The organism is Candidatus Photobacterium acropomis (assembly GCF_030685555.1).
Taxonomy (GTDB): domain Bacteria; phylum Pseudomonadota; class Gammaproteobacteria; order Enterobacterales; family Vibrionaceae; genus Photobacterium; species Photobacterium lucens.
Genome location: NZ_CP131609.1, coordinates 750,850 through 773,687, shown reverse-complemented (window position 1 = coordinate 773,687; position 22,838 = coordinate 750,850). Strand labels below are relative to the sequence as shown.

Sequence of the window (22,838 nt, the reverse complement as noted above, 5' to 3'; positions counted from 1 at the left end):
CAGGCTGATATTGATCAGCCTGTTTGCTTATTCATACTCAGGAACAACCATGACAGTGTTACAACTCGAAGGCACCAGACTCGAGCAGAAACGGATTTCAAAACCCTTAGTACGCTATTTTCTTGCGACAATTGGGATCATCTTTATTGTTGCAATGCACTATTTCCAACATAATCCAGGCGGCTCAGGGCTTGAGCTCTCATTTAACGCTGCAGTTTGGATCCCTTTTAGCTTCGCTATCTCTTTTGGCTTACTTGAAATTTGTCGCCAACAAATCTGGCGTTATTCTCGTCTGACACTTTTGCTATTTGCTTGCTGTGTACTGCTAACTCTCCCTGTTTTTTATCCTAATGCCGATGCTGGTGCAGCGTTTAATCGCTTGTTTACCTTGTGGGCTGGATTTCTGTTTTTTGTCAGCTTGCAACAGTTCGTGTTCACTCACCAACAGCGCCAACGTTTGTTGTGGTTTATTTTACTCGGTGTACTGATTGAAGCGGTGTTTGCGTGGTATCAATACCTTTGGATCCCAGCAAAGAATCCTATCGGCTACGACACTATCGCTAACCGACCTTATGGTATTTTTCAACAACCGAATGTAATGGCGAGCTTTCTTGCAACAGGTTTAGTGATTGGCACTTACCTGTTAGCACGTATTCCGCTATATCGTGGTAAGTGGTCATGGCTACATGTCATATTACTCATAACCCCTGTCCTCACTATTCCGATGTTAGTGGTGTTGAACTCTCGTACCGGCTGGTTAGGTGCAATTATTGGTGTAGCACTAATGCTGCCATATTTACGTCGCTTTGCTGCCAAACAAGTACAACGCTTATGGTTATTGATGATTGCATTAAGCTTGAGCCTTGCTTGGAATATTTCATCAACTGAAAACTGGGCACCAAAAGAAAACAGTACCAGTTTAGAAAGTTTGAGAGCAATCCATTTCCCACAAGCCTATGAGATGTTTACCACTAAACCTCTCACTGGTTATGGCTATGGAAAGTTTGAAGCTGCTTACATCACTCAAACTGCGCTGTGGCACAATGAAGATCCAACACAACACGCAGGTGTTCCAAGTTTAGATCACCCACATAACGAATTACTTTTCTGGGCAGATGAAGGCGGTATTGTGCCACTTATCGGCTTATTGCTTGCTGCATTTGCGGTAATGGTAAAAATAAGAAAAGCGCCTAATGGCACCCAGTTAGCCTTAATAGGATTATTTTTCCCTATCGTATTGCACACACAATTAGAGTACCCGTTCTACCACTCTTTAGTTCATTGGCTGAGCTTTATCATCCTTATTTTTTGGGTTGATAACCTCACAGCGAAATACCATAAACGCTCCCTACAATACGTATTAGGATTAAAAGTTTTCGCACTGATCACTCCAATTTTCATTTCAAGCTTTATGGTAACAACGCTGTATTCTGGCTGGCAGCTCACCAAGTTTGAAACAACTCGACCTGTAAACATCGACTATCTACTTAAGGTGAATAACCCATGGTCGTGGAAAAACCGTTTTGATTGGGACTTACAACTTACCCAACTGCAACTTGGTATTGGTAGCGATAAACCAGCGCTGATTGAAGACTATATTCAATGGGCAACCGAAAAAGCCAAAGCGTGGCCGCGACCAGCACTGTATCAAAACCTGATCCTTGCTTACGATGCCCTCGGCAACAAAGAGCAAGCATCACAAATCAGAGATGAAGCGCTGTTCTTATTTCCTGATTTAGATTTTGAGCAGCAAACCAGCCAAGCAAATACAACGTCTGCGGCGAAATAACCATAAAAAATGGCTACCCACTCGGTAGCCATTTTTATTTACTCATCAATAGATTATTTCAATGTGGTTTCTAGCGCTTTTAAGCACAGCGCAACATTTTCACTTCTTGCACCATAGCCCATCAAACCGATACGCCACGCTTTTCCAGCCAACGCACCTAATCCTGCGCCGATTTCTAAGTTGTAGCGTTGCAACAATTCATTGCGAACCTCAGCATCATCAACACCGTCAGGAATATAAACAGCATTGAGTTGTGGTAATCGTGACGCTTCTGCTACCACAAATTGGATTCCTAATTTTTCAAGTCCTGCTTTAAGCTCTTCATGGGCATTACGATGGCGCTGCCACGCATTTTCTAAGCCTTCATTATGCAGCAGTACTAACGCTTCATGCAGCGCATATAGACTATTTACAGGTGCGGTATGGTGATAGCTACGCTTGCCTTCACCACTCCAATAACCTAATACTAAACTTTGATCTAAAAACCAGCTTTGCACTTTGGTTTTACGTTGCTGGATTTTATCAATCGCTTTTTGGGAAAACGTTAACGGCGATAACCCCGGCGTACAAGACAAACACTTTTGACTACCAGAATAGACCGCATCTAATTGCCATTCATCCACCAGCAATGGCACACCACCGAGAGATGTCACCGCATCAACGATGGTTAAACAATCATGTTTACGGGCAATTTCAGCCAGTGTTTTCGCATCACTCAATGCGCCAGTTGAAGTTTCCGCATGAACAAAAGCGACAATTTTAATATCAGGATTATCTTGTAATGCTTGCTCAACAAGATCGGGAGATACTGGCGTCCCCCATTCATTATCAACCACAACTGCTATACCACCACAGCGCTCAACATTTTCACGCATACGCTCGCCAAAAACACCATTACGGCACACTAACACCTTATCGCCAGGCTCAACGAGATTAACAAAACACGCTTCCATCCCTGCACTGCCCGGCGCAGAAACAGCAATAGTGAATGGATTTTTGGTTTGAAATGCATATTGCAGTAGCTGTTTTAACTCATCCATCATGCCGATAAACAAGGGATCTAAATGGCCTACCGTTGGTCGACTGAGTGCTTGTAATACTTGCGGGTAAATATCTGAAGGCCCCGGCCCCATCAGTGTTCTATGTGGCGGAATAAAACTGGTAATTGTCATTATTTTGCTCCGTAAAGTCATAGTCCCTATAGATATTTTTTGTATGGAACGGGTTGCTATCGTTTTAAGAGTATTAGAGCCTTTTCATTGACGCAAGAGTCGATGTCGCATCCCTTACGCACAGTTGCTTAATTTTAAATGTAAATTATTTGTCACATAACATTTGACAAAAGGGTTACAAATCTTATTCAATGAGATGATAATTTATTCAAGCTTTTATGTGCTTGTATAGGGTTACAGCAATACGGAAGAGGAGCGTTACCTAGGTATCATAATGACAGGGCCCCACCCTATAGCCATTATGAGAGGGAGAGTAACGCCGAGGTATGACTTATTCGGGGATTAAGTTATATCGGCTATGAAGGTTGAATCCTTCTAGCTGTCACCACGCTCAACAATGAATGTGGTGGGGAGCTTCTGGGTAAGTGCACTTAATTCACTTCTCACGCTCTCCTGACAGGATGTCGGGAATACTCCCAGACAAATAGCCTACCTTATAATTTGTTTATGATTCAGGGAGAATATAATGGACTACTCTACAGCAAATTCAGCACCGCCATCATCAATCACTGTTGCCAAATTTGGTGGCACTAGCGTTGCAGACTTCACCGCAATGAGTCGCAGTGCGGCCATTGTTACCGCAAATCCGGCAACAAAAATTGTTCTGATCAGCGCCTGTTCTGGCGTAACGAACCTTTTAGTTGAACTCGCTAATGGTGTCAGTAATGCTGATGAACGTCAGCAACGATTACAGCAACTGACACAAACACACCAAGATGTGCTTGATCAACTTAAGCAACCATCAAGTATTCAAGATGCGATTTACAGCCTACTTGATAACGTAGCAACACTTGCTGAACAAGCCGCTGTTGCAACATCTGCACAATTAACCGATCAAATCGTGAGCCACGGTGAGCTGCTTTCAACCTACCTTTTCACGCAAATTTTAGTTGAGCTAAACGCGCCAGCAGTACGTGTCGATATTCGTCCAATTATGCGTACCGATGATCAATTTGGAAAAGCAGTACCTCAGCCAGAGCAAATTAAACAACTGGCGGAAACACAATTATTACCATTGCTTGAAAATAGTATTGTCGTTTCACAAGGCTTTATCGGCTCAAATAGCCAAGGGATCACGACAACTTTAGGTCGTGGTGGGAGTGACTATAGTGCCGCATTAATTGCAGAAGCCGTCAGTGCATCCACCCTTGAGATCTGGACTGACGTACCGGGAATGTACACCACCGATCCTCGTATCACCCCAGCTGCACAACCTATTAAAGAGATCAGCTTTAGTGAAGCCTCTGAAATGGCAAATTTTGGTGCTAAGATCCTTCATCCATCAACCTTAGTGCCAGCTATTCGCCAGCAGATCCCTGTCTTTGTCGGCTCATCAAAAGCACCAGAGCAAGGTGGTACATGGATCCGCAAATCGGTAGAAGATGCACCACTATTTCGAGCATTAGCGCTACGTGCTAACCAAACCATGGTGACACTCACCAGCCTGAATATGTTCCATGCTTATGGCTTCTTAGCCGAAGTATTCCGTATTCTCGCTGAGCACAAAATCTCCGTTGATTTGATTACCACATCAGAGGTCAGTGTGTCACTCACCCTAGATCAAACCGATACGGGTGGCGGTGCACCAACACTTCCACTTAAAGCTGTTGAAGAGCTAAGCCAATTATGCCGTGTCGAAGTTGAGCAAGGTTTATCACTGGTTGCACTCATTGGTAACCAAATGAGTGATACTAAAGGCTCTGCAAAAGATATTTTTGGCGCACTAGAAGATCATAACCTGCGTATGATTTGTTACGGCGCAAGCCCACACAACCTATGTTTCTTAATCAATGAAGATGAAGCAAAAGACGTCGTTCGTACATTACACGCCTCTTTACTGGAATAACCCATTCCAAGCACACAAATCTTAAATAAACAAAAAGGCGCATTAAGCGCCTTTTTTATTCATATCGATTTAGGAATTACAGATTTGGCCCAAGCCATTTTTCAGCTTCGATCAAATCCCAGCCTTTACGATCAGCATAACTTTCAAGCTGATCTTGTTGGATCTGCGCCACCGCAAAGTAACGTGAATCAGGATGAGAGAAATACCAACCTGATACGGAAGCGCCAGGGTACATGGCATAACTGGTAGTTAATGACATACCAATATTCTCTTCCACCTTCATCAGCTCCCACAACGGTCCTTTTTCAGTATGCTCAGGGCAAGCAGGGTAACCCGGTGCAGGTCGAATACCTTGGTACTTCTCACGGATCAAATCTTCATTTGATAAGTTTTCATCCGCTGCATAACCCCAAATTTCTTTACGCACTCGCTCATGAAGGTATTCAGCGAACGCTTCTGCTAAACGATCGGCAACGGCTTGGATCATGATGGCATTATAGTCATCACCTTGGGCTTTATACTCGTCCGCCAACTCACGCTCACCAATACCACCTGTAACCGCAAAGGCGCCAATCCAATCGAGTTTGCCCGATCCTTTTGGCGCAATATAATCGGAAATACAGTAGTTAAAGCCTTTAGGTTTCTCTGTTTGCTGACGCAAATTATGCAGCACGGTGGCAACTTCGGTACGTGATTCATCGGTGTATACTTCAATATCATCCCCAACGCTTGCCGCAGGGAACAAACCACACATACCACGCGCTTTTAATAAGCCTTCGTTCTCAACACGATCAAGCAACTCATTAGCATCAGCAAATAAACGTTTCGCTTCTTCACCCACTTCTTCATGTTCAAAGATCTTCGGATATTTTCCTACTAACGACCATGTCATAAAGAATGGCGTCCAATCTATATAATTACGTAGTGTTGCAATATCAAAGTCATCGAAAACATGAATACCCGGTTTAACTGGCACTGGCGGTGTATACGCATCCCAATCAATCGCCACTTTATTAGCACGTGCTTTTTCTAAAGTAACAGGCTTAGTACGTGGACGCTTACGCGCATGCTGTTCACGTACAATGTCATAATCAGCTTGCAGCTTTTCAACAAACCCCGGCTTCAATGTATCTGATAACAATGAAGAGCACACACCTACCGCACGTGACGCGTTATTTACGTATACCACAGGCTGATTGTAGTTCTGCTCAATTTTCACTGCTGTGTGTGCTTTAGAAGTGGTAGCACCACCAATCAATAATGGTAGATCAAAGCCTAAACGCTCCATCTCTTTGGCAACATGCACCATTTCATCCAGTGATGGAGTGATCAAACCCGATAGACCGATAATGTCGACGTTTTCTTCTTGAGCAACTTTTAAGATCTTTTCGCAAGGCACCATGACACCAAGATCAATGATCTCATAGTTATTACACTGCAATACCACGCCAACAATGTTCTTACCAATATCGTGAACATCGCCTTTTACTGTTGCCAATAAGATCTTCCCGTTCGATGAGCCAGCTTGTTTTTCAGCATTAATAAAAGGTTCTAAATGGGCTACGGCTTGTTTCATTACACGGGCTGATTTCACCACCTGTGGTAAGAACATCTTCCCTTCGCCAAACAGATCACCGACCACGTTCATGCCATCCATTAAAGGGCCTTCGATCACCTCTAACGGTTTAGTCGCATTTACACGAGCTTCTTCTGTATCTTGAACAATAAACTCAGTGATCCCTTTAACAAGCGCATGTTCTAAACGCTTTTCTACCGCCCACGTTCGCCACTCAAGCGCAGATGCATCTTCTTCTTTGCCTACACCTTTATCTGCATATTCAGCAGCAATATCTAACAGGCGCTCTGTTCCATCATTACGACGGTTAAGCACCACATCTTCTACCGCTTCTCGCAACTTATCTGGAACGTTATCGTAGATCTCAAGCTGGCCTGCGTTAACGATCCCCATATCCATGCCGTTTTTGAAACAGTGATAAAGGAACACAGCGTGAATAGCTTCACGGACATAGTTATTGCCACGGAAGGAGAAAGAAACATTAGATACGCCACCCGAAATCATCGCATACGGCAGATCTCGTTTAATATCAGCAACGGCTTCAATGAAATCCACCGCATAGTTATTGTGCTCTTCAATACCTGTAGCTACAGCGAAAATATTCGGATCGAAAATAATGTCTTCTGGTGGGAAACCAACTTCATCTACTAAGATACGATAGGCTTTGGTACAAATTTCCAGTTTACGTTCACGGGTTTCAGCCTGACCGACTTCATCAAACGCCATCACGATAACCGCAGCACCATAACGACGGATCAATTTCGCCTGCTCAACAAATTTCTCTTTGCCTTCTTTAAGCGAAATGGAGTTAACAATCCCCTTACCTTGAATACATTTCAGACCAGCCTCAATCACTTCCCACTTAGAAGAATCGACCATGATTGGCACTTTAGAAATTTCTGGCTCAGACGCACACAGATTTAAAAATCGTACCATGCACGCTTCGGCATCAAGCATGCCTTCATCCATATTAATATCGATGATTTGGGCACCATTCTCGACTTGCTGGCGTGCAACATCTAATGCTTCGTCATATAGCTCTTCTTTGATCAAACGTTTAAAACGCGCAGAGCCCGTGACGTTTGTACGCTCACCGACGTTCACAAAGAGGGTTTCTTTTTCAATGGTTAATGGCTCTAACCCAGATAAACGACACGCTACATTGATATCAGGTAAGGCACGTGGTTTTACATTTTCAACCGCTTGCGCCATTTGGCGAATATGCTCAGGCGTCGTACCACAACAACCACCAATCAAATTTAAAAAGCCGCTTTCAGCCCACTCTTTAACGTGTTCTGCCATCTCTTCAGGAGAAAGATCATATTCACCAAACGCATTTGGTAAACCCGCATTCGGGTGAGCTGAAACATAGGTTTCAGAAATACGAGAAAGCTCTTCAACATAAGGACGAAGCTCATCAGGACCAAGCGCACAGTTCAAACCAAAAGAGAGCGGTTTAATGTGACGTAATGAGTTATAAAACGCCTCGGTAGTTTGACCTGAAAGGGTACGTCCTGACGCATCGGTGATAGTGCCTGAGATCATAACAGGAAGTATGATGCCCATTTCTTCAAACACGCAATCAACGGCAAATGCACAGGCCTTAGCGTTCAATGTATCAAAGATAGTTTCAATCAAAATCAGATCCGAGCCGCCCTTAATAAGCGCACGGGTTGATTCAGAATAGGCTTCAACAAGCTCGTCAAAAGAGACATTACGATAACCAGGATCGTTAACATCAGGCGAGATAGAACAAGTACGGTTGGTTGGACCTAACACACCGGCAACATAACGCGGTTTATCAGGTGTTTTTGCTGTCCATTCATCAGCAGCAGCACGAGCAAGACGCGCGGCTTCAAAGTTGATTTCAGCACTCAACGATTCCATGTCGTAATCCGCCATGGCAATGGTTGTTGCATTAAAGGTGTTGGTTTCTAAAATATCCGCCCCAGCTTCAAGGTAGGAAAGGTGAATATCTTTAATAAGTTGAGGCTGAGTTAAAACCAGAAGATCATTATTGCCTTTCAGATCAGAGTGCCAATCAGCAAAGCGCTGACCGCGATAATCCTCTTCTTCAAGTTTATAACCTTGGATCATGGTGCCCATGCCACCATCGATGATCAATATTTGCTGCTCTAACCGCTTATGCAGTAATTCCTTGCTGTTTAACACTACATTACATCCTTATAATCCATTACAGCTTTGTAACATCCTACCACACTTCAATTCGTGATAAAGAAAGCTAAAGATAATTTCGACAACAAAAGCATTTCAAAATAAAACAAATTATCAGTAGCCATTCAGATCTGATGGTTTTACTATTTCGTCACAAATTTCCTAACAACTTAACCAATCTAGAGGTCACGCATGTCGGTCTATAGCACGCTCTGCTTTCTGGCTGCAGCAGCAATGCTTATTGCTTTTGTAAACAGTAAAATAGGTAAAATGCAAACCACCATAGCCATCACAGCAGGCTCATTGATCCTGTCACTGTTGATCATCATTGCCGGTCACAATGGTTGGTTCCACCTTGAAGATATTGCTGCAACACAAATCAGCAAAATCAACTTCGAAGATTTCCTACTAAAAGGTATTTTAGGCTTTCTACTTTTTGCAGGCGGGTTAGGTATTAAACTCCCTCACTTAGAAGATCAGAAATGGGAAATCACTGTTTTAGCACTGGGTGCCACGCTTTTCTCAACCTTCTTTATTGGTTTCAGTTTATGGGGAATTTGTCAGTTAATCGGCATTCAGCTTGATCTGATCTACTGTTTACTCTTCGGTGCTTTAATTTCACCAACCGACCCAATAGCAGTATTAGCCATCGTTAAGAAAATGAATGCGCCTCGTCGTATTTCTACTCAAATCGAGGGCGAGTCTTTATTTAATGACGGCTTTGGCTTAGTCATCTTCGTCACTATGTTTACCATTGCTTTTGGTGATACAGCACCAACTGTAATGGGTGTCACTCAGCTATTCCTCCAAGAAGCAATTGGCGGCATTGCCTACGGTTTCATTCTTGGCCTTATTTTCCACTACCTTATTAGCTCAACCAACGATCACTCAATGGAGCTACTACTCACCATAGGTATTCCAAGCGCAGGCTATGCTTTTGCAGAAGTTATCCATGTATCAGGTCCATTAGCAATGGTGGTATCGGGTATCATGATTGGTAACTGGACTCGCTACATTGGTTTTTCCAAAGAAAGTGAAGAGCACCTCGATCACTTCTGGGAATTAGTTGATGAGTTCTTAAATGGTGTGTTGTTCCTATTGATCGGTATGACCATGCTTGACTTCAGCTTCCACCAAGAAGACTGGGTTCTAATGGCAATTGCCATCCCACTTGTTTTAGTTAGCCGTTACTTAAGTATTCAGCTCCCTTACTTAGGCTTTAGCCGTTACCGTCAATACAACCCAATGTCAGTGAAAATCCTAACATGGGGTGGCTTACGCGGCGGCTTAGCCCTAGCGATGGCGATGGCTATTCCAGCTGGGGTTATGGTGATCCCAGAAAAAGGCATTGATGTACGCGAGATCATCCTAGTAATGACTTATGCTGTAGTGGTGTTCTCTATTCTTATCCAAGGTTCAACAATCACACCATTAATTGAAAAAGCCAAAGTATGGGAACTACAGAATAAGTAACTCATACGTACCGAGACAAAAAAGCCTGCATATCACGCAGGCTTTTTTATTATTCATCTTTAGTGAAACTATCTTCAGAGAAGTGATCCAAATCATATGGCGTTTGCTGGTAAACACAATAATTCAACCAATTACTAAAGAGTAAATGTCCATGGCTGCGCCAGCTGGCAATCGGTGGATTTGATGGCTCATTATCAGGGTAATAATTTACAGGAACTGCAGGCTCCATACCTTGCTCAGTATCACGCACAAATTCATTATGTAGCGTATCTACATCATACTCAGGATGACCTGTCACAAACACATTACGCTTATCTTTAGTTGCCGCTAAATACACCCCTGCAACCTCTGAAGTTGCTAAAATATCCAGATCCGTATGCTGAGTTAAATACTCTGGAGAAAAGTCGGCATAACGAGAGTGAGGAGCAAAAAATGTATCATCAAAACCACGCAAGATAGGGTGATGATTATCATGAATGCGATGTTGATAAACCCCCGAAAGCTTCTCTTTTCGAGTCCGTTTAGGCAAATCATACAACAGCTTTAAACCTGCTTGTGCCGCCCAACAAACAAACATCGTTGATGTCACATGATCCCTCGCCCAATTCATGATGATTTGAATTTCTTCCCAATACAAAACATCTTCAAATTGCACTAAACCAAGCGGAGCGCCTGTCACTATCAAGCCATCAAAGTTACGATTTTTTACCATCTCAAACTGACGGTAAAAAGTGTCTAAATGCTCTTTCGGCGTATTCTTTGTTGGTCGATTATCAATACGCAGTAACTCAACATCCACTTGCAGCGGGCTATTGGATAATAAACGTAGAAATTGTGTTTCCGTCTCAATTTTCTTTGGCATTAAATTCAACAATAACACCTTCAATGGACGGATCCCCTGACTCGCAGCACGCTTCTCTGTCATCACAAAGATATTTTCACTACGTAGAATATCAGTAGCAGGTAAGCGATCAGGTATTTTTATTGGCATCTTTGTTGACTCCTTTCCACATAAGATTTTTAGCCATCTAAACTTCCATTCAAGTTATAGAAAAAATCAAATAGACGCAAGTTCATAACGAAAGAATAACAGAGTCAATACGCGAATAAAGAAAGAACAAAAAACTAAAGAAGTAATTAAAGGTAAAAAAGCAAGAGCTAGAAACGAAAAAACCCAGCCATAGGCTGGGTTTTAGAAAGAGATTTAGCGATGTCCTACTCTCACATGGGGAGGCCCCACACTACCATCGGCGCTACAACGTTTCACTTCTGAGTTCGGCATGGGATCAGGTGGGACCGCTGTGCTATGGTCGCTAAACAAATTAATGGTGCTAGTACCCAGATTTGAACTGGGGACCTCACCCTTACCAAGGGTGCGCTCTACCAACTGAGCCATACCAGCACACAAAGCTTTTATGAACTTGCTTTAGCAAATTCTAAAATTCAAAGCCTGGCGATGTCCTACTCTCACATGGGGAGGCCCCACACTACCATCGGCGCTATTACGTTTCACTACTGAGTTCGGCATGGGATCAGGTGGGTCCATAATGCTATAGTCGCCAAGCAAATTCTTTATTTACTTTCAGTTTTTTAAAAACTGAAGGCAAAAGTAATCTTGAAAAGCTGATTCTCAAACACACGTTCAAGTGTTCTTGGAGTCCGTATTAAAACCCCTTGGGTGTTGTATGGTTAAGCCTCACGGGCAATTAGTATCGGTTAGCTCAATGCCTCGCAGCACTTACACACCCGACCTATCAACGTTGTAGTCTTCAACAACCCTTTAGAGACCTTAAAGGTCTAGGGATGACTCATCTTGAGGCTCGCTTCCCGCTTAGATGCTTTCAGCGGTTATCGATTCCGAACTTAGCTACCGGGCAATGCGTCTGGCGACACAACCCGAACACCAGCGGTTCGTCCACTCCGGTCCTCTCGTACTAGGAGCAGCCCCTCTCAATCATCCAACGCCCACGGCAGATAGGGACCGAACTGTCTCACGACGTTCTAAACCCAGCTCGCGTACCACTTTAAATGGCGAACAGCCATACCCTTGGGACCGACTTCAGCCCCAGGATGTGATGAGCCGACATCGAGGTGCCAAACACCGCCGTCGATATGAACTCTTGGGCGGTATCAGCCTGTTATCCCCGGAGTACCTTTTATCCGTTGAGCGATGGCCCTTCCATTCAGAACCACCGGATCACTATGACCTGCTTTCGCACCTGCTCGACTTGTCAGTCTCGCAGTCAAGCGGGCTTATGCCATTGCACTAACCTCACGATGTCCGACCGTGATTAGCCCACCTTCGTGCTCCTCCGTTACTCTTTGGGAGGAGACCGCCCCAGTCAAACTACCCACCAGGCACTGTCCGTAACCCCGATAAGGGGTCGACGTTAGAACATCAAGCATACAAGGGTGGTATTTCAAGGACGACTCCATAACCGCTAGCGCGATTATTTCACAGTCTCCCACCTATCCTACACATGTAGGGTCAATGTTCAGTGCCAAGCTATAGTAAAGGTTCACGGGGTCTTTCCGTCTAGCCGCGGGGACGCAGCATCTTCACTGCGATTTCAATTTCACTGAGTCTCGGGTGGAGACAGCGTGGCCATCATTACGCCATTCGTGCAGGTCGGAACTTACCCGACAAGGAATTTCGCTACCTTAGGACCGTTATAGTTACGGCCGCCGTTTACCGGGGCTTCGATCAAGAGCTTCGACCGAAGTCTAACCCCATCAATTAACCTTCCGGCACCGGGCAGGCGTCACACCGTATACGTCATCTTTCGATTTTGCACAGTGCTGTGTTTTTAATAAACAGTTGCAGCCACCTGGTATCTGCGACTCCCGACAGCTTAGAGAGCAAGTCTCATCACCGCTAGGAGCGTACCTTCTCCCGAAGTTACGGTACCATTTTGCCTAGTTCCTTCACCCGAGTTCTCTCAAGCGCCTTGGTATTCTCTACCTGATCACCTGTGTCGGTTTGGGGTACGATTCCTTATAATCTGAAGCTTAGAAGCTTTTCCCGGAAGCATGGCATCAATGACTTCATCACCGTAGTGACTCGACATCGTATCTCAGCCTTAAGATGGTCCGGATTTGCCTAAACCATCAGCCTACATACTTGGACCTGGACAACCGTCGCCAGGCTCACCTAGCCTTCTCCGTCCCTCCATCGCAATTATAAGAAGTACGGGAATATTAACCCGTTTCCCATCGACTACGCCTTTCGGCCTCGCCTTAGGGGTCGACTTACCCTGCCCCGATTAACGTTGGACAGGAACCCTTGATCTTCCGGCGAGGGAGTTTTTCACTCCCTTTATCGTTACTCATGTCAGCATTCGCACTTCTGATACCTCCAGCGAGCTTTACAACTCACCTTCAACGGCTTACAGAACGCTCCCCTACCCAATGGCAAAAGTACATTGCCGCAGCTTCGGTGTATAGCTTAGCCCCGTTAAATCTTCCGCGCAGGCCGACTCGACCAGTGAGCTATTACGCTTTCTTTAAATGATGGCTGCTTCTAAGCCAACATCCTGGCTGTCTGAGCCTTCCCACATCGTTTCCCACTTAGCTATAACTTTGGGACCTTAGCTGGCGGTCTGGGTTGTTTCCCTCTTCACGACGGACGTTAGCACCCGCCGTGTGTCTCCCGGATAGTACTTACTGGTATTCGGAGTTTGCAAAGGGTTGGTAAGTCGGGATGACCCCCTAGCCTTAACAGTGCTCTACCCCCAGTAGTATTCGTCCGAGGCGCTACCTAAATAGCTTTCGGGGAGAACCAGCTATCTCCGAGTTTGATTGGCCTTTCACCCCTAGCCACAAGTCATCCGCTAATTTTTCAACATTAGTCGGTTCGGTCCTCCAGTAAGTGTTACCTCACCTTCAACCTGCCCATGGCTAGATCACTCGGTTTCGGGTCTAATCCTAGCAACTATGACGCCCAGTTAAGACTCGGTTTCCCTACGGCTCCCCTAAACGGTTAACCTTGCTACTAAAATTAAGTCGCTGACCCATTATACAAAAGGTACGCAGTCACCCAACAAGTGGGCTCCTACTGCTTGTACGTACACGGTTTCAGGTTCTATTTCACTCCCCTCACAGGGGTTCTTTTCGCCTTTCCCTCACGGTACTGGTTCACTATCGGTCAGTCAGGAGTATTTAGCCTTGGAGGATGGTCCCCCCATATTCAGACAAGATAACACGTGTCCCGTCCTACTCGTTTTCACTGATAAGATGTTGTCGGTTACGGGGCTATCACCCTGTATCGCGGAACTTTCCAGAACCTTCACCTAACATCAAACTAGCTTAAGGGCTAATCCGGTTTCGCTCGCCGCTACTACCGGAATCTCGGTTGATTTCTCTTCCTCGGGGTACTTAGATGTTTCAGTTCCCCCGGTTCGCCTCGTGCTGCTATGTATTCACAACACGATACTTACTTATGTAAGTGGGTTTCCCCATTCGGAAATCCCAGAGTCACCGGTTTTTACTACCTCATCTGGGCTTATCGCAAGTTAATACGTCCTTCATCGCCTCTGACTGCCAAGGCATCCACCGTGTACGCTTAGTCACTTAACCATACAACCCCAAGAGGTTTCGTATGTTCAAACAACCAAGGTTTATGTCTCTCCTCTTCGATCAAAAAGAGCGAGACGTTGGTTTTTCGCCGGACTCGATACAAGACACTTGAATGTGTATTGTTTTGAGAACTCGTTTTCATCTTTCGATGAAAACTATAAATCAATCTATTCGATTGAATTTACTAGTCAGCTTTCCAGATTGTTAAAGAACATTGTGTTTATCATTCGATATCCACTTTCTAATTACACTTTAATAATGTATTTAGAAAGTGGTGGAGCTATGCGGGATCGAACCGCAGACCTCCTGCGTGCAAGGCAGGCGCTCTCCCAGCTGAGCTATAACCCCATCGATGGTGGGCGATACCGGGCTCGAACCAGTGACCCCCTCCTTGTAAGGGAGGTGCTCTCCCAACTGAGCTAATCGCCCATCGTTTTACTTCTGATGAAAGAAGTGGCGTCCCGTAGGGGAGTCGAACCCCTGTTACCGCCGTGAAAGGGCGGTGTCCTAGGCCTCTAGACGAACGGGACTAAGTATTTCTAAGCTTTGGGAAGCTTAGATTTGTTCTCTACATTTTAACCAGGCAATCTGTGTGGACACTACATTAAACAGTTAAGTCTTTAGGTAAGGAGGTGATCCAGCCCCAGGTTCCCCTAGGGCTACCTTGTTACGACTTCACCCCAGTCATGAACCACACCGTGGTAAACGCCCTCCCGAAGGTTAAGCTATCTACTTCTGGTGCAGCCCACTCCCATGGTGTGACGGGCGGTGTGTACAAGGCCCGGGAACGTATTCACCGTGACATTCTGATTCACGATTACTAGCGATTCCGACTTCATGGAGTCGAGTTGCAGACTCCAATCCGGACTACGACGTACTTTATGGGATTCGCTCACTCTCGCGAGTTGGCAGCCCTCTGTATACGCCATTGTAGCACGTGTGTAGCCCTACTCGTAAGGGCCATGATGACTTGACGTCGTCCCCACCTTCCTCCGGTTTATCACCGGCAGTCTCCCTGGAGTTCCCACCCGAAGTGCTGGCAAACAAGGATAAGGGTTGCGCTCGTTGCGGGACTTAACCCAACATTTCACAACACGAGCTGACGACAGCCATGCAGCACCTGTCTCAGAGTTCCCGAAGGCACCAAAGCATCTCTGCTAAGTTCTCTGGATGTCAAGAGTAGGTAAGGTTCTTCGCGTTGCATCGAATTAAACCACATGCTCCACCGCTTGTGCGGGCCCCCGTCAATTCATTTGAGTTTTAATCTTGCGACCGTACTCCCCAGGCGGTCTACTTAACGCGTTAGCTCCGAAAGCCACGGCTCAAGGCCACAACCTCCAAGTAGACATCGTTTACGGCGTGGACTACCAGGGTATCTAATCCTGTTTGCTCCCCACGCTTTCGCATCTGAGCGTCAGTCTTTGTCCAGGGGCCGCCTTCGCCACCGGTATTCCTTCAGATCTCTACGCATTTCACCGCTACACCTGAAATTCTACCCCCTCTACAAGACTCTAGTCTGCCAGTTCAAAATGCTGTTCCGAGGTTGAGCCCCGGGCTTTCACATCTTGCTTAACAGACCGCCTGCATGCGCTTTACGCCCAGTAATTCCGATTAACGCTCGCACCCTCCGTATTACCGCGGCTGCTGGCACGGAGTTAGCCGGTGCTTCTTCTGTAGGTAACGTCAAACAATGCCGCTATTAACGACACTGCCTTCCTCCCTACTGAAAGTACTTTACAACCCGAAGGCCTTCTTCATACACGCGGCATGGCTGCATCAGGGTTTCCCCATTGTGCAATATTCCCCACTGCTGCCTCCCGTAGGAGTCTGGACCGTGTCTCAGTTCCAGTGTGGCTGATCATCCTCTCAGACCAGCTAGGGATCGTTGCCTTGGTGAGCCATTACCTCACCAACAAGCTAATCCCACCTGGGCTAATCCTGACGCGAGAGGCCCGAAGGTCCCCCTCTTTGCTCCGAAGAGATTATGCGGTATTAGCTATCGTTTCCAATAGTTATCCCCCACATCAGGGCATATTCCCAGGCATTACTCACCCGTCCGCCGCTCGCCGCCCTTAACGTTCCCCGAAGGTTCAGTTAAGTCGCTGCCGCTCGACTTGCATGTGTTAGGCCTGCCGCCAGCGTTCAATCTGAGCCATGATCAAACTCTTCAATTAAAGTTTTGTTGGTCTTTCGACCGGCTCAATGAATACTGTTAATTCATCATAAATGATGAATGAATTGACTGTGCTGATACCCCTCTTTATATAAAGAGGTATCAAATTGGTCACTAGTATCATTGATAAATCTTTTTGACTAATCATTCAACGAGTGCCCACACAGATTGCATGGTCAAATTGTTAAAGAACGTTGACTTTCAATGCCTTAGCGCTTTGCGCTTCAGCAAGTCAGGTGGCGTATAATACGCTTATCTGATATTCAGTCAAGACAAAATTCTCATCTTTTTAATCAGTTGGTTAAAAAGTGAAAACCTTCTTTTGACCTCGCTCACATTCCAATCAGTGGGAGCGAATAAAAGCCCGTTCTGATGAACGGGCTTTCTAATTTTAAGCCTGGCGATGTCCTACTCTCACATGGGGAGGCCCCACACTACCATCGGCGCTATTACGTTTCACTACTGAGTTCGGCATGGGATCAGGTGGGTCCATAATGCTATGGTCGCCAAGCAAATTCGTTACAATCTTGAAAAGCTGATTCTCAAACACACGTTCAAGTGTTCTTGGAGTCCGTATAAAACCCCTTGGGTGTTGTATGGTTAAGCCTCACGGGCAATTAGTATCGGTTAGCTCAATGCCTCGCAGCACTTACACACCCGACCTATCAACGTTGTAGTCTTCAACAACCCTTTAGAGACCTTAAAGGTCTAGGGATGACTCATCTTGAGGCTCGCTTCCCGCTTAGATGCTTTCAGCGGTTATCGATTCCGAACTTAGCTACCGGGCAATGCGTCTGGCGACACAACCCGAACACCAGCGGTTCGTCCACTCCGGTCCTCTCGTACTAGGAGCAGCCCCTCTCAATCATCCAACGCCCACGGCAGATAGGGACCGAACTGTCTCACGACGTTCTAAACCCAGCTCGCGTACCACTTTAAATGGCGAACAGCCATACCCTTGGGACCGACTTCAGCCCCAGGATGTGATGAGCCGACATCGAGGTGCCAAACACCGCCGTCGATATGAACTCTTGGGCGGTATCAGCCTGTTATCCCCGGAGTACCTTTTATCCGTTGAGCGATGGCCCTTCCATTCAGAACCACCGGATCACTATGACCTGCTTTCGCACCTGCTCGACTTGTCAGTCTCGCAGTCAAGCGGGCTTATGCCATTGCACTAACCTCACGATGTCCGACCGTGATTAGCCCACCTTCGTGCTCCTCCGTTACTCTTTGGGAGGAGACCGCCCCAGATCAAACTACCCACCAGGCACTGTCCGTAACCCCGATAAGGGGTCGACGTTAGAACATCAAGCATACAAGGGTGGTATTTCAAGGACGACTCCATAACCGCTAGCGCGATTATTTCACAGTCTCCCACCTATCCTACACATGTAGGGTCAATGTTCAGTGCCAAGCTATAGTAAAGGTTCACGGGGTCTTTCCGTCTAGCCGCGGGGACGCAGCATCTTCACTGCGATTTCAATTTCACTGAGTCTCGGGTGGAGACAGCGTGGCCATCATTACGCCATTCGTGCAGGTCGGAACTTACCCGACAAGGAATTTCGCTACCTTAGGACCGTTATAGTTACGGCCGCCGTTTACCGGGGCTTCGATCAAGAGCTTCGACCGAAGTCTAACCCCATCAATTAACCTTCCGGCACCGGGCAGGCGTCACACCGTATACGTCATCTTTCGATTTTGCACAGTGCTGTGTTTTTAATAAACAGTTGCAGCCACCTGGTATCTGCGACTCCCGGCAGCTTAGAGAGCAAGTCTCATCACCGCTAGGAGCGTACCTTCTCCCGAAGTTACGGTACCATTTTGCCTAGTTCCTTCACCCGAGTTCTCTCAAGCGCCTTGGTATTCTCTACCTGATCACCTGTGTCGGTTTGGGGTACGATTCCTTATAATCTGAAGCTTAGAAGCTTTTCCCGGAAGCATGGCATCAATGACTTCACTGCCGTAGCAGCTCGACATCGTATCTCAGCCTTAAGATGGTCCGGATTTGCCTAAACCATCAGCCTACATACTTGGACCTGGACAACCGTCGCCAGGCTCACCTAGCCTTCTCCGTCCCTCCATCGCAATTATAAGAAGTACGGGAATATTAACCCGTTTCCCATCGACTACGCCTTTCGGCCTCGCCTTAGGGGTCGACTTACCCTGCCCCGATTAACGTTGGACAGGAACCCTTGATCTTCCGGCGAGGGAGTTTTTCACTCCCTTTATCGTTACTCATGTCAGCATTCGCACTTCTGATACCTCCAGCGAGCTTTACAACTCACCTTCAACGGCTTACAGAACGCTCCCCTACCCAATGGCAAAAGTACATTGCCGCAGCTTCGGTGTATAGCTTAGCCCCGTTAAATCTTCCGCGCAGGCCGACTCGACCAGTGAGCTATTACGCTTTCTTTAAATGATGGCTGCTTCTAAGCCAACATCCTGGCTGTCTGAGCCTTCCCACATCGTTTCCCACTTAGCTATAACTTTGGGACCTTAGCTGGCGGTCTGGGTTGTTTCCCTCTTCACGACGGACGTTAGCACCCGCCGTGTGTCTCCCGGATAGTACTTACTGGTATTCGGAGTTTGCAAAGGGTTGGTAAGTCGGGATGACCCCCTAGCCTTAACAGTGCTCTACCCCCAGTAGTATTCGTCCGAGGCGCTACCTAAATAGCTTTCGGGGAGAACCAGCTATCTCCGAGTTTGATTGGCCTTTCACCCCTAGCCACAAGTCATCCGCTAATTTTTCAACATTAGTCGGTTCGGTCCTCCAGTAAGTGTTACCTCACCTTCAACCTGCCCATGGCTAGATCACTCGGTTTCGGGTCTAATCCTAGCAACTATGACGCCCAGTTAAGACTCGGTTTCCCTACGGCTCCCCTAAACGGTTAACCTTGCTACTAAAATTAAGTCGCTGACCCATTATACAAAAGGTACGCAGTCACCCAACAAGTGGGCTCCTACTGCTTGTACGTACACGGTTTCAGGTTCTATTTCACTCCCCTCACAGGGGTTCTTTTCGCCTTTCCCTCACGGTACTGGTTCACTATCGGTCAGTCAGGAGTATTTAGCCTTGGAGGATGGTCCCCCCATATTCAGACAAGATAACACGTGTCCCGTCCTACTCGTTTTCACTGATAAGATGTTGTCGGTTACGGGGCTATCACCCTGTATCGCGGAACTTTCCAGAACCTTCACCTAACATCAAACTAGCTTAAGGGCTAATCCGGTTTCGCTCGCCGCTACTGCCGGAATCTCGGTTGATTTCTCTTCCTCGGGGTACTTAGATGTTTCAGTTCCCCCGGTTCGCCTCGTGCTGCTATGTATTCACAACACGATACTTACTTATGTAAGTGGGTTTCCCCATTCGGAAATCCCAGAGTCACCGGTTTTTACTACCTCATCTGGGCTTATCGCAAGTTAATACGTCCTTCATCGCCTCTGACTGCCAAGGCATCCACCGTGTACGCTTAGTCACTTAACCATACAACCCCAAGAGGTTTCACTCTTAGTCTTCACTTAAAAAGTGAAATAAGTTGGTCAAACAACCAAGGTTTATGTCTAACACTTCGATCAAGAAAGTATTAAACGTTGGTTTTTCGCCGGACTCGATACAAGACACTTGAATGTGTATTGTTTTGAGAACTCGTTTTCATCTTTCGATGAAAACTATAAATCAATCTATTCGATTGAATTTACTAGTCAGCTTTCCAGATTGTTAAAGAGCATTGTGTTTATCGTTAGATAACCACTTTTTAAAAACACTCAAGAGAATGTGTTTAAAGAGTGGTGGAGCTATGCGGGATCGAACCGCAGACCTCCTGCGTGCAAGGCAGGCGCTCTCCCAGCTGAGCTATAACCCCAACGATATAAAAGACTAAAAACCGCCACTTTCATCTGAGAGAAAGTGGTGGGTCTGAGTGGACTTGAACCACCGACCTCACCCTTATCAGGGGTGCGCTCTAACCACCTGAGCTACAGACCCAAGTCTTTTTGCGTTCTTTACTATTAACCAAGCAATCTGTGTGGACACTACATTAAACAGTAAGTCTTTAGGTAAGGAGGTGATCCAGCCCCAGGTTCCCCTAGGGCTACCTTGTTACGACTTCACCCCAGTCATGAACCACACCGTGGTAAACGCCCTCCCGAAGGTTAAGCTATCTACTTCTGGTGCAGCCCACTCCCATGGTGTGACGGGCGGTGTGTACAAGGCCCGGGAACGTATTCACCGTGACATTCTGATTCACGATTACTAGCGATTCCGACTTCATGGAGTCGAGTTGCAGACTCCAATCCGGACTACGACGTACTTTATGGGATTCGCTCACTCTCGCGAGTTGGCAGCCCTCTGTATACGCCATTGTAGCACGTGTGTAGCCCTACTCGTAAGGGCCATGATGACTTGACGTCGTCCCCACCTTCCTCCGGTTTATCACCGGCAGTCTCCCTGGAGTTCCCACCCGAAGTGCTGGCAAACAAGGATAAGGGTTGCGCTCGTTGCGGGACTTAACCCAACATTTCACAACACGAGCTGACGACAGCCATGCAGCACCTGTCTCAGAGTTCCCGAAGGCACCAAAGCATCTCTGCTAAGTTCTCTGGATGTCAAGAGTAGGTAAGGTTCTTCGCGTTGCATCGAATTAAACCACATGCTCCACCGCTTGTGCGGGCCCCCGTCAATTCATTTGAGTTTTAATCTTGCGACCGTACTCCCCAGGCGGTCTACTTAACGCGTTAGCTCCGAAAGCCACGGCTCAAGGCCACAACCTCCAAGTAGACATCGTTTACGGCGTGGACTACCAGGGTATCTAATCCTGTTTGCTCCCCACGCTTTCGCATCTGAGCGTCAGTCTTTGTCCAGGGGCCGCCTTCGCCACCGGTATTCCTTCAGATCTCTACGCATTTCACCGCTACACCTGAAATTCTACCCCCCTCTACAAGACTCTAGTCTGCCAGTTCAAAATGCTGTTCCGAGGTTGAGCCCCGGGCTTTCACATCTTGCTTAACAGACCGCCTGCATGCGCTTTACGCCCAGTAATTCCGATTAACGCTCGCACCCTCCGTATTACCGCGGCTGCTGGCACGGAGTTAGCCGGTGCTTCTTCTGTAGGTAACGTCAAACAATGCCGCTATTAACGACACTGCCTTCCTCCCTACTGAAAGTACTTTACAACCCGAAGGCCTTCTTCATACACGCGGCATGGCTGCATCAGGGTTTCCCCCATTGTGCAATATTCCCCACTGCTGCCTCCCGTAGGAGTCTGGACCGTGTCTCAGTTCCAGTGTGGCTGATCATCCTCTCAGACCAGCTAGGGATCGTTGCCTTGGTGAGCCATTACCTCACCAACAAGCTAATCCCACCTGGGCTAATCCTGACGCGAGAGGCCCGAAGGTCCCCCTCTTTGCTCCGAAGAGATTATGCGGTATTAGCTATCGTTTCCAATAGTTATCCCCCACATCAGGGCATATTCCCAGGCATTACTCACCCGTCCGCCGCTCGCCGCCCTTAACGTTCCCCGAAGGTTCAGTTAAGTCGCTGCCGCTCGACTTGCATGTGTTAGGCCTGCCGCCAGCGTTCAATCTGAGCCATGATCAAACTCTTCAATTAAAGTTTTGTTGGTCTTTCGACCGGCTCAATGAATACTGTTAATTCATCATAAATGATGAATGAATTGACTGTGCTGATACCCCTCTTTATATAAAGAGGTGAATCAAATTGGTCACTAGTATCATTGATAAATCTTTTTGACTAATCATTCAACGAGTGCCCACACAGATTGCATGGTCAAATTGTTAAAGAACAATACTGATTTCGTTGCTTGCCAGTGGCTCGCTCCGTGTCAGTGAGGTCGCATTATAGGAGCTAAATTGGAGATGACAAGCATAAAATTCACAAAAACATTTAAGTGTTTAGTATTTACCCAATATCGCTTTTAACGCTGCTTTTTAATGCTTTCACTCTATTGGAATATGCATTTCACGTATTCAATTTTAGT

Annotated in this window: 6 protein-coding genes, 6 tRNA genes, 7 rRNA genes and 1 riboswitch; of the genes, 3 read left to right on the top strand and 16 right to left on the bottom strand. The window is 46.4% G+C overall.

The genetic code is table 11. The features are described from left to right. The first annotated feature begins 49 nt into the window (after positions 1–49). Positions 50–1,789 carry a PglL family O-oligosaccharyltransferase gene (locus Q7657_RS10320; protein ID WP_107166941.1) on the top strand — a complete coding sequence of 580 codons (1,740 nt, stop codon included), beginning with the start codon at positions 50–52 and terminating at the stop codon, positions 1,787–1,789. A 53-nt stretch (positions 1,790–1,842) separates the two neighbouring features. On the opposite strand, the gene Q7657_RS10315 is transcribed toward Q7657_RS10320, so the two are convergent. Then, complete coding sequence (locus tag Q7657_RS10315) at positions 1,843–2,961, bottom strand: pyridoxal-phosphate-dependent aminotransferase family protein (protein ID WP_060989289.1); 1,119 nt, start codon at positions 2,959–2,961, stop codon at positions 1,843–1,845. Between the two features lie 240 nt (positions 2,962–3,201). Next, positions 3,202–3,386: riboswitch (Lysine riboswitch) on the top strand. Between the two features lie 101 nt (positions 3,387–3,487). Here Q7657_RS10315 and lysC point away from each other — a divergent pair. Next, on the top strand, positions 3,488–4,867 hold the full coding sequence (gene lysC / locus Q7657_RS10310) for a lysine-sensitive aspartokinase 3 (RefSeq protein ID WP_107166942.1): 1,380 nt from the start codon (positions 3,488–3,490) through the stop codon (positions 4,865–4,867). A gap of 76 nt (positions 4,868–4,943) precedes the next feature. Here the strand turns inward: lysC and metH are convergent, their stop codons facing one another. After that, complete coding sequence (gene metH / locus Q7657_RS10305) at positions 4,944–8,615, bottom strand: methionine synthase (protein ID WP_107166943.1); 3,672 nt, start codon at positions 8,613–8,615, stop codon at positions 4,944–4,946. 195 nt (positions 8,616–8,810) lie between these two features. Between metH and Q7657_RS10300 the strand changes: the two genes are divergently transcribed. After that, positions 8,811–10,091, top strand: a complete 1,281-nt coding sequence (locus Q7657_RS10300) for a cation:proton antiporter (protein WP_045063236.1) — start codon at positions 8,811–8,813, stop codon at positions 10,089–10,091. 49 nt (positions 10,092–10,140) lie between these two features. On the opposite strand, the gene metA is transcribed toward Q7657_RS10300, so the two are convergent. From metA to Q7657_RS10230, 14 genes are all read right to left on the bottom strand, one after another. Beyond that, positions 10,141–11,082: a homoserine O-acetyltransferase MetA gene (metA, locus tag Q7657_RS10295; protein ID WP_107166944.1), complete on the bottom strand. Its 942-nt coding sequence runs from the start codon at positions 11,080–11,082 to the stop codon at positions 10,141–10,143. A 211-nt stretch (positions 11,083–11,293) separates the two neighbouring features. Further along, a 5S ribosomal RNA gene (gene rrf / locus Q7657_RS10290) occupies positions 11,294–11,409 on the bottom strand. An 8-nt stretch (positions 11,410–11,417) separates the two neighbouring features. Further along, positions 11,418–11,493, bottom strand: a tRNA-Thr gene (locus Q7657_RS10285). Positions 11,494–11,539: 46 nt separating this feature from the next. Next, positions 11,540–11,655 (bottom strand): 5S ribosomal RNA (rrf, locus tag Q7657_RS10280). A gap of 121 nt (positions 11,656–11,776) precedes the next feature. Then, positions 11,777–14,666, bottom strand: a 23S ribosomal RNA gene (locus Q7657_RS10275). Positions 14,667–14,938: 272 nt separating this feature from the next. Beyond that, positions 14,939–15,014: transfer RNA gene (locus Q7657_RS10270), tRNA-Ala, on the bottom strand. 5 nt (positions 15,015–15,019) lie between these two features. Then, a tRNA-Val gene (locus tag Q7657_RS10265) sits at positions 15,020–15,095 on the bottom strand. Between the two features lie 25 nt (positions 15,096–15,120). Beyond that, positions 15,121–15,196 (bottom strand) — tRNA-Glu (locus tag Q7657_RS10260). A 95-nt stretch (positions 15,197–15,291) separates the two neighbouring features. Further along, a 16S ribosomal RNA gene (locus Q7657_RS10255) occupies positions 15,292–16,840 on the bottom strand. A gap of 394 nt (positions 16,841–17,234) precedes the next feature. Then, a 5S ribosomal RNA gene (gene rrf, locus Q7657_RS10250) occupies positions 17,235–17,350 on the bottom strand. 85 nt (positions 17,351–17,435) lie between these two features. Further along, positions 17,436–20,326 (bottom strand): 23S ribosomal RNA (locus tag Q7657_RS10245). Positions 20,327–20,629: 303 nt separating this feature from the next. After that, positions 20,630–20,705, bottom strand: a tRNA-Ala gene (locus Q7657_RS10240). 45 nt (positions 20,706–20,750) lie between these two features. Then, positions 20,751–20,827: transfer RNA gene (locus Q7657_RS10235), tRNA-Ile, on the bottom strand. Positions 20,828–20,899: 72 nt separating this feature from the next. Next, positions 20,900–22,450: ribosomal RNA gene (locus Q7657_RS10230) — 16S ribosomal RNA — on the bottom strand. Together the 16S, 23S and 5S rRNA genes with 6 tRNA genes alongside form the textbook arrangement of a ribosomal RNA operon. Positions 22,451–22,838 lie beyond the last annotated feature (388 nt).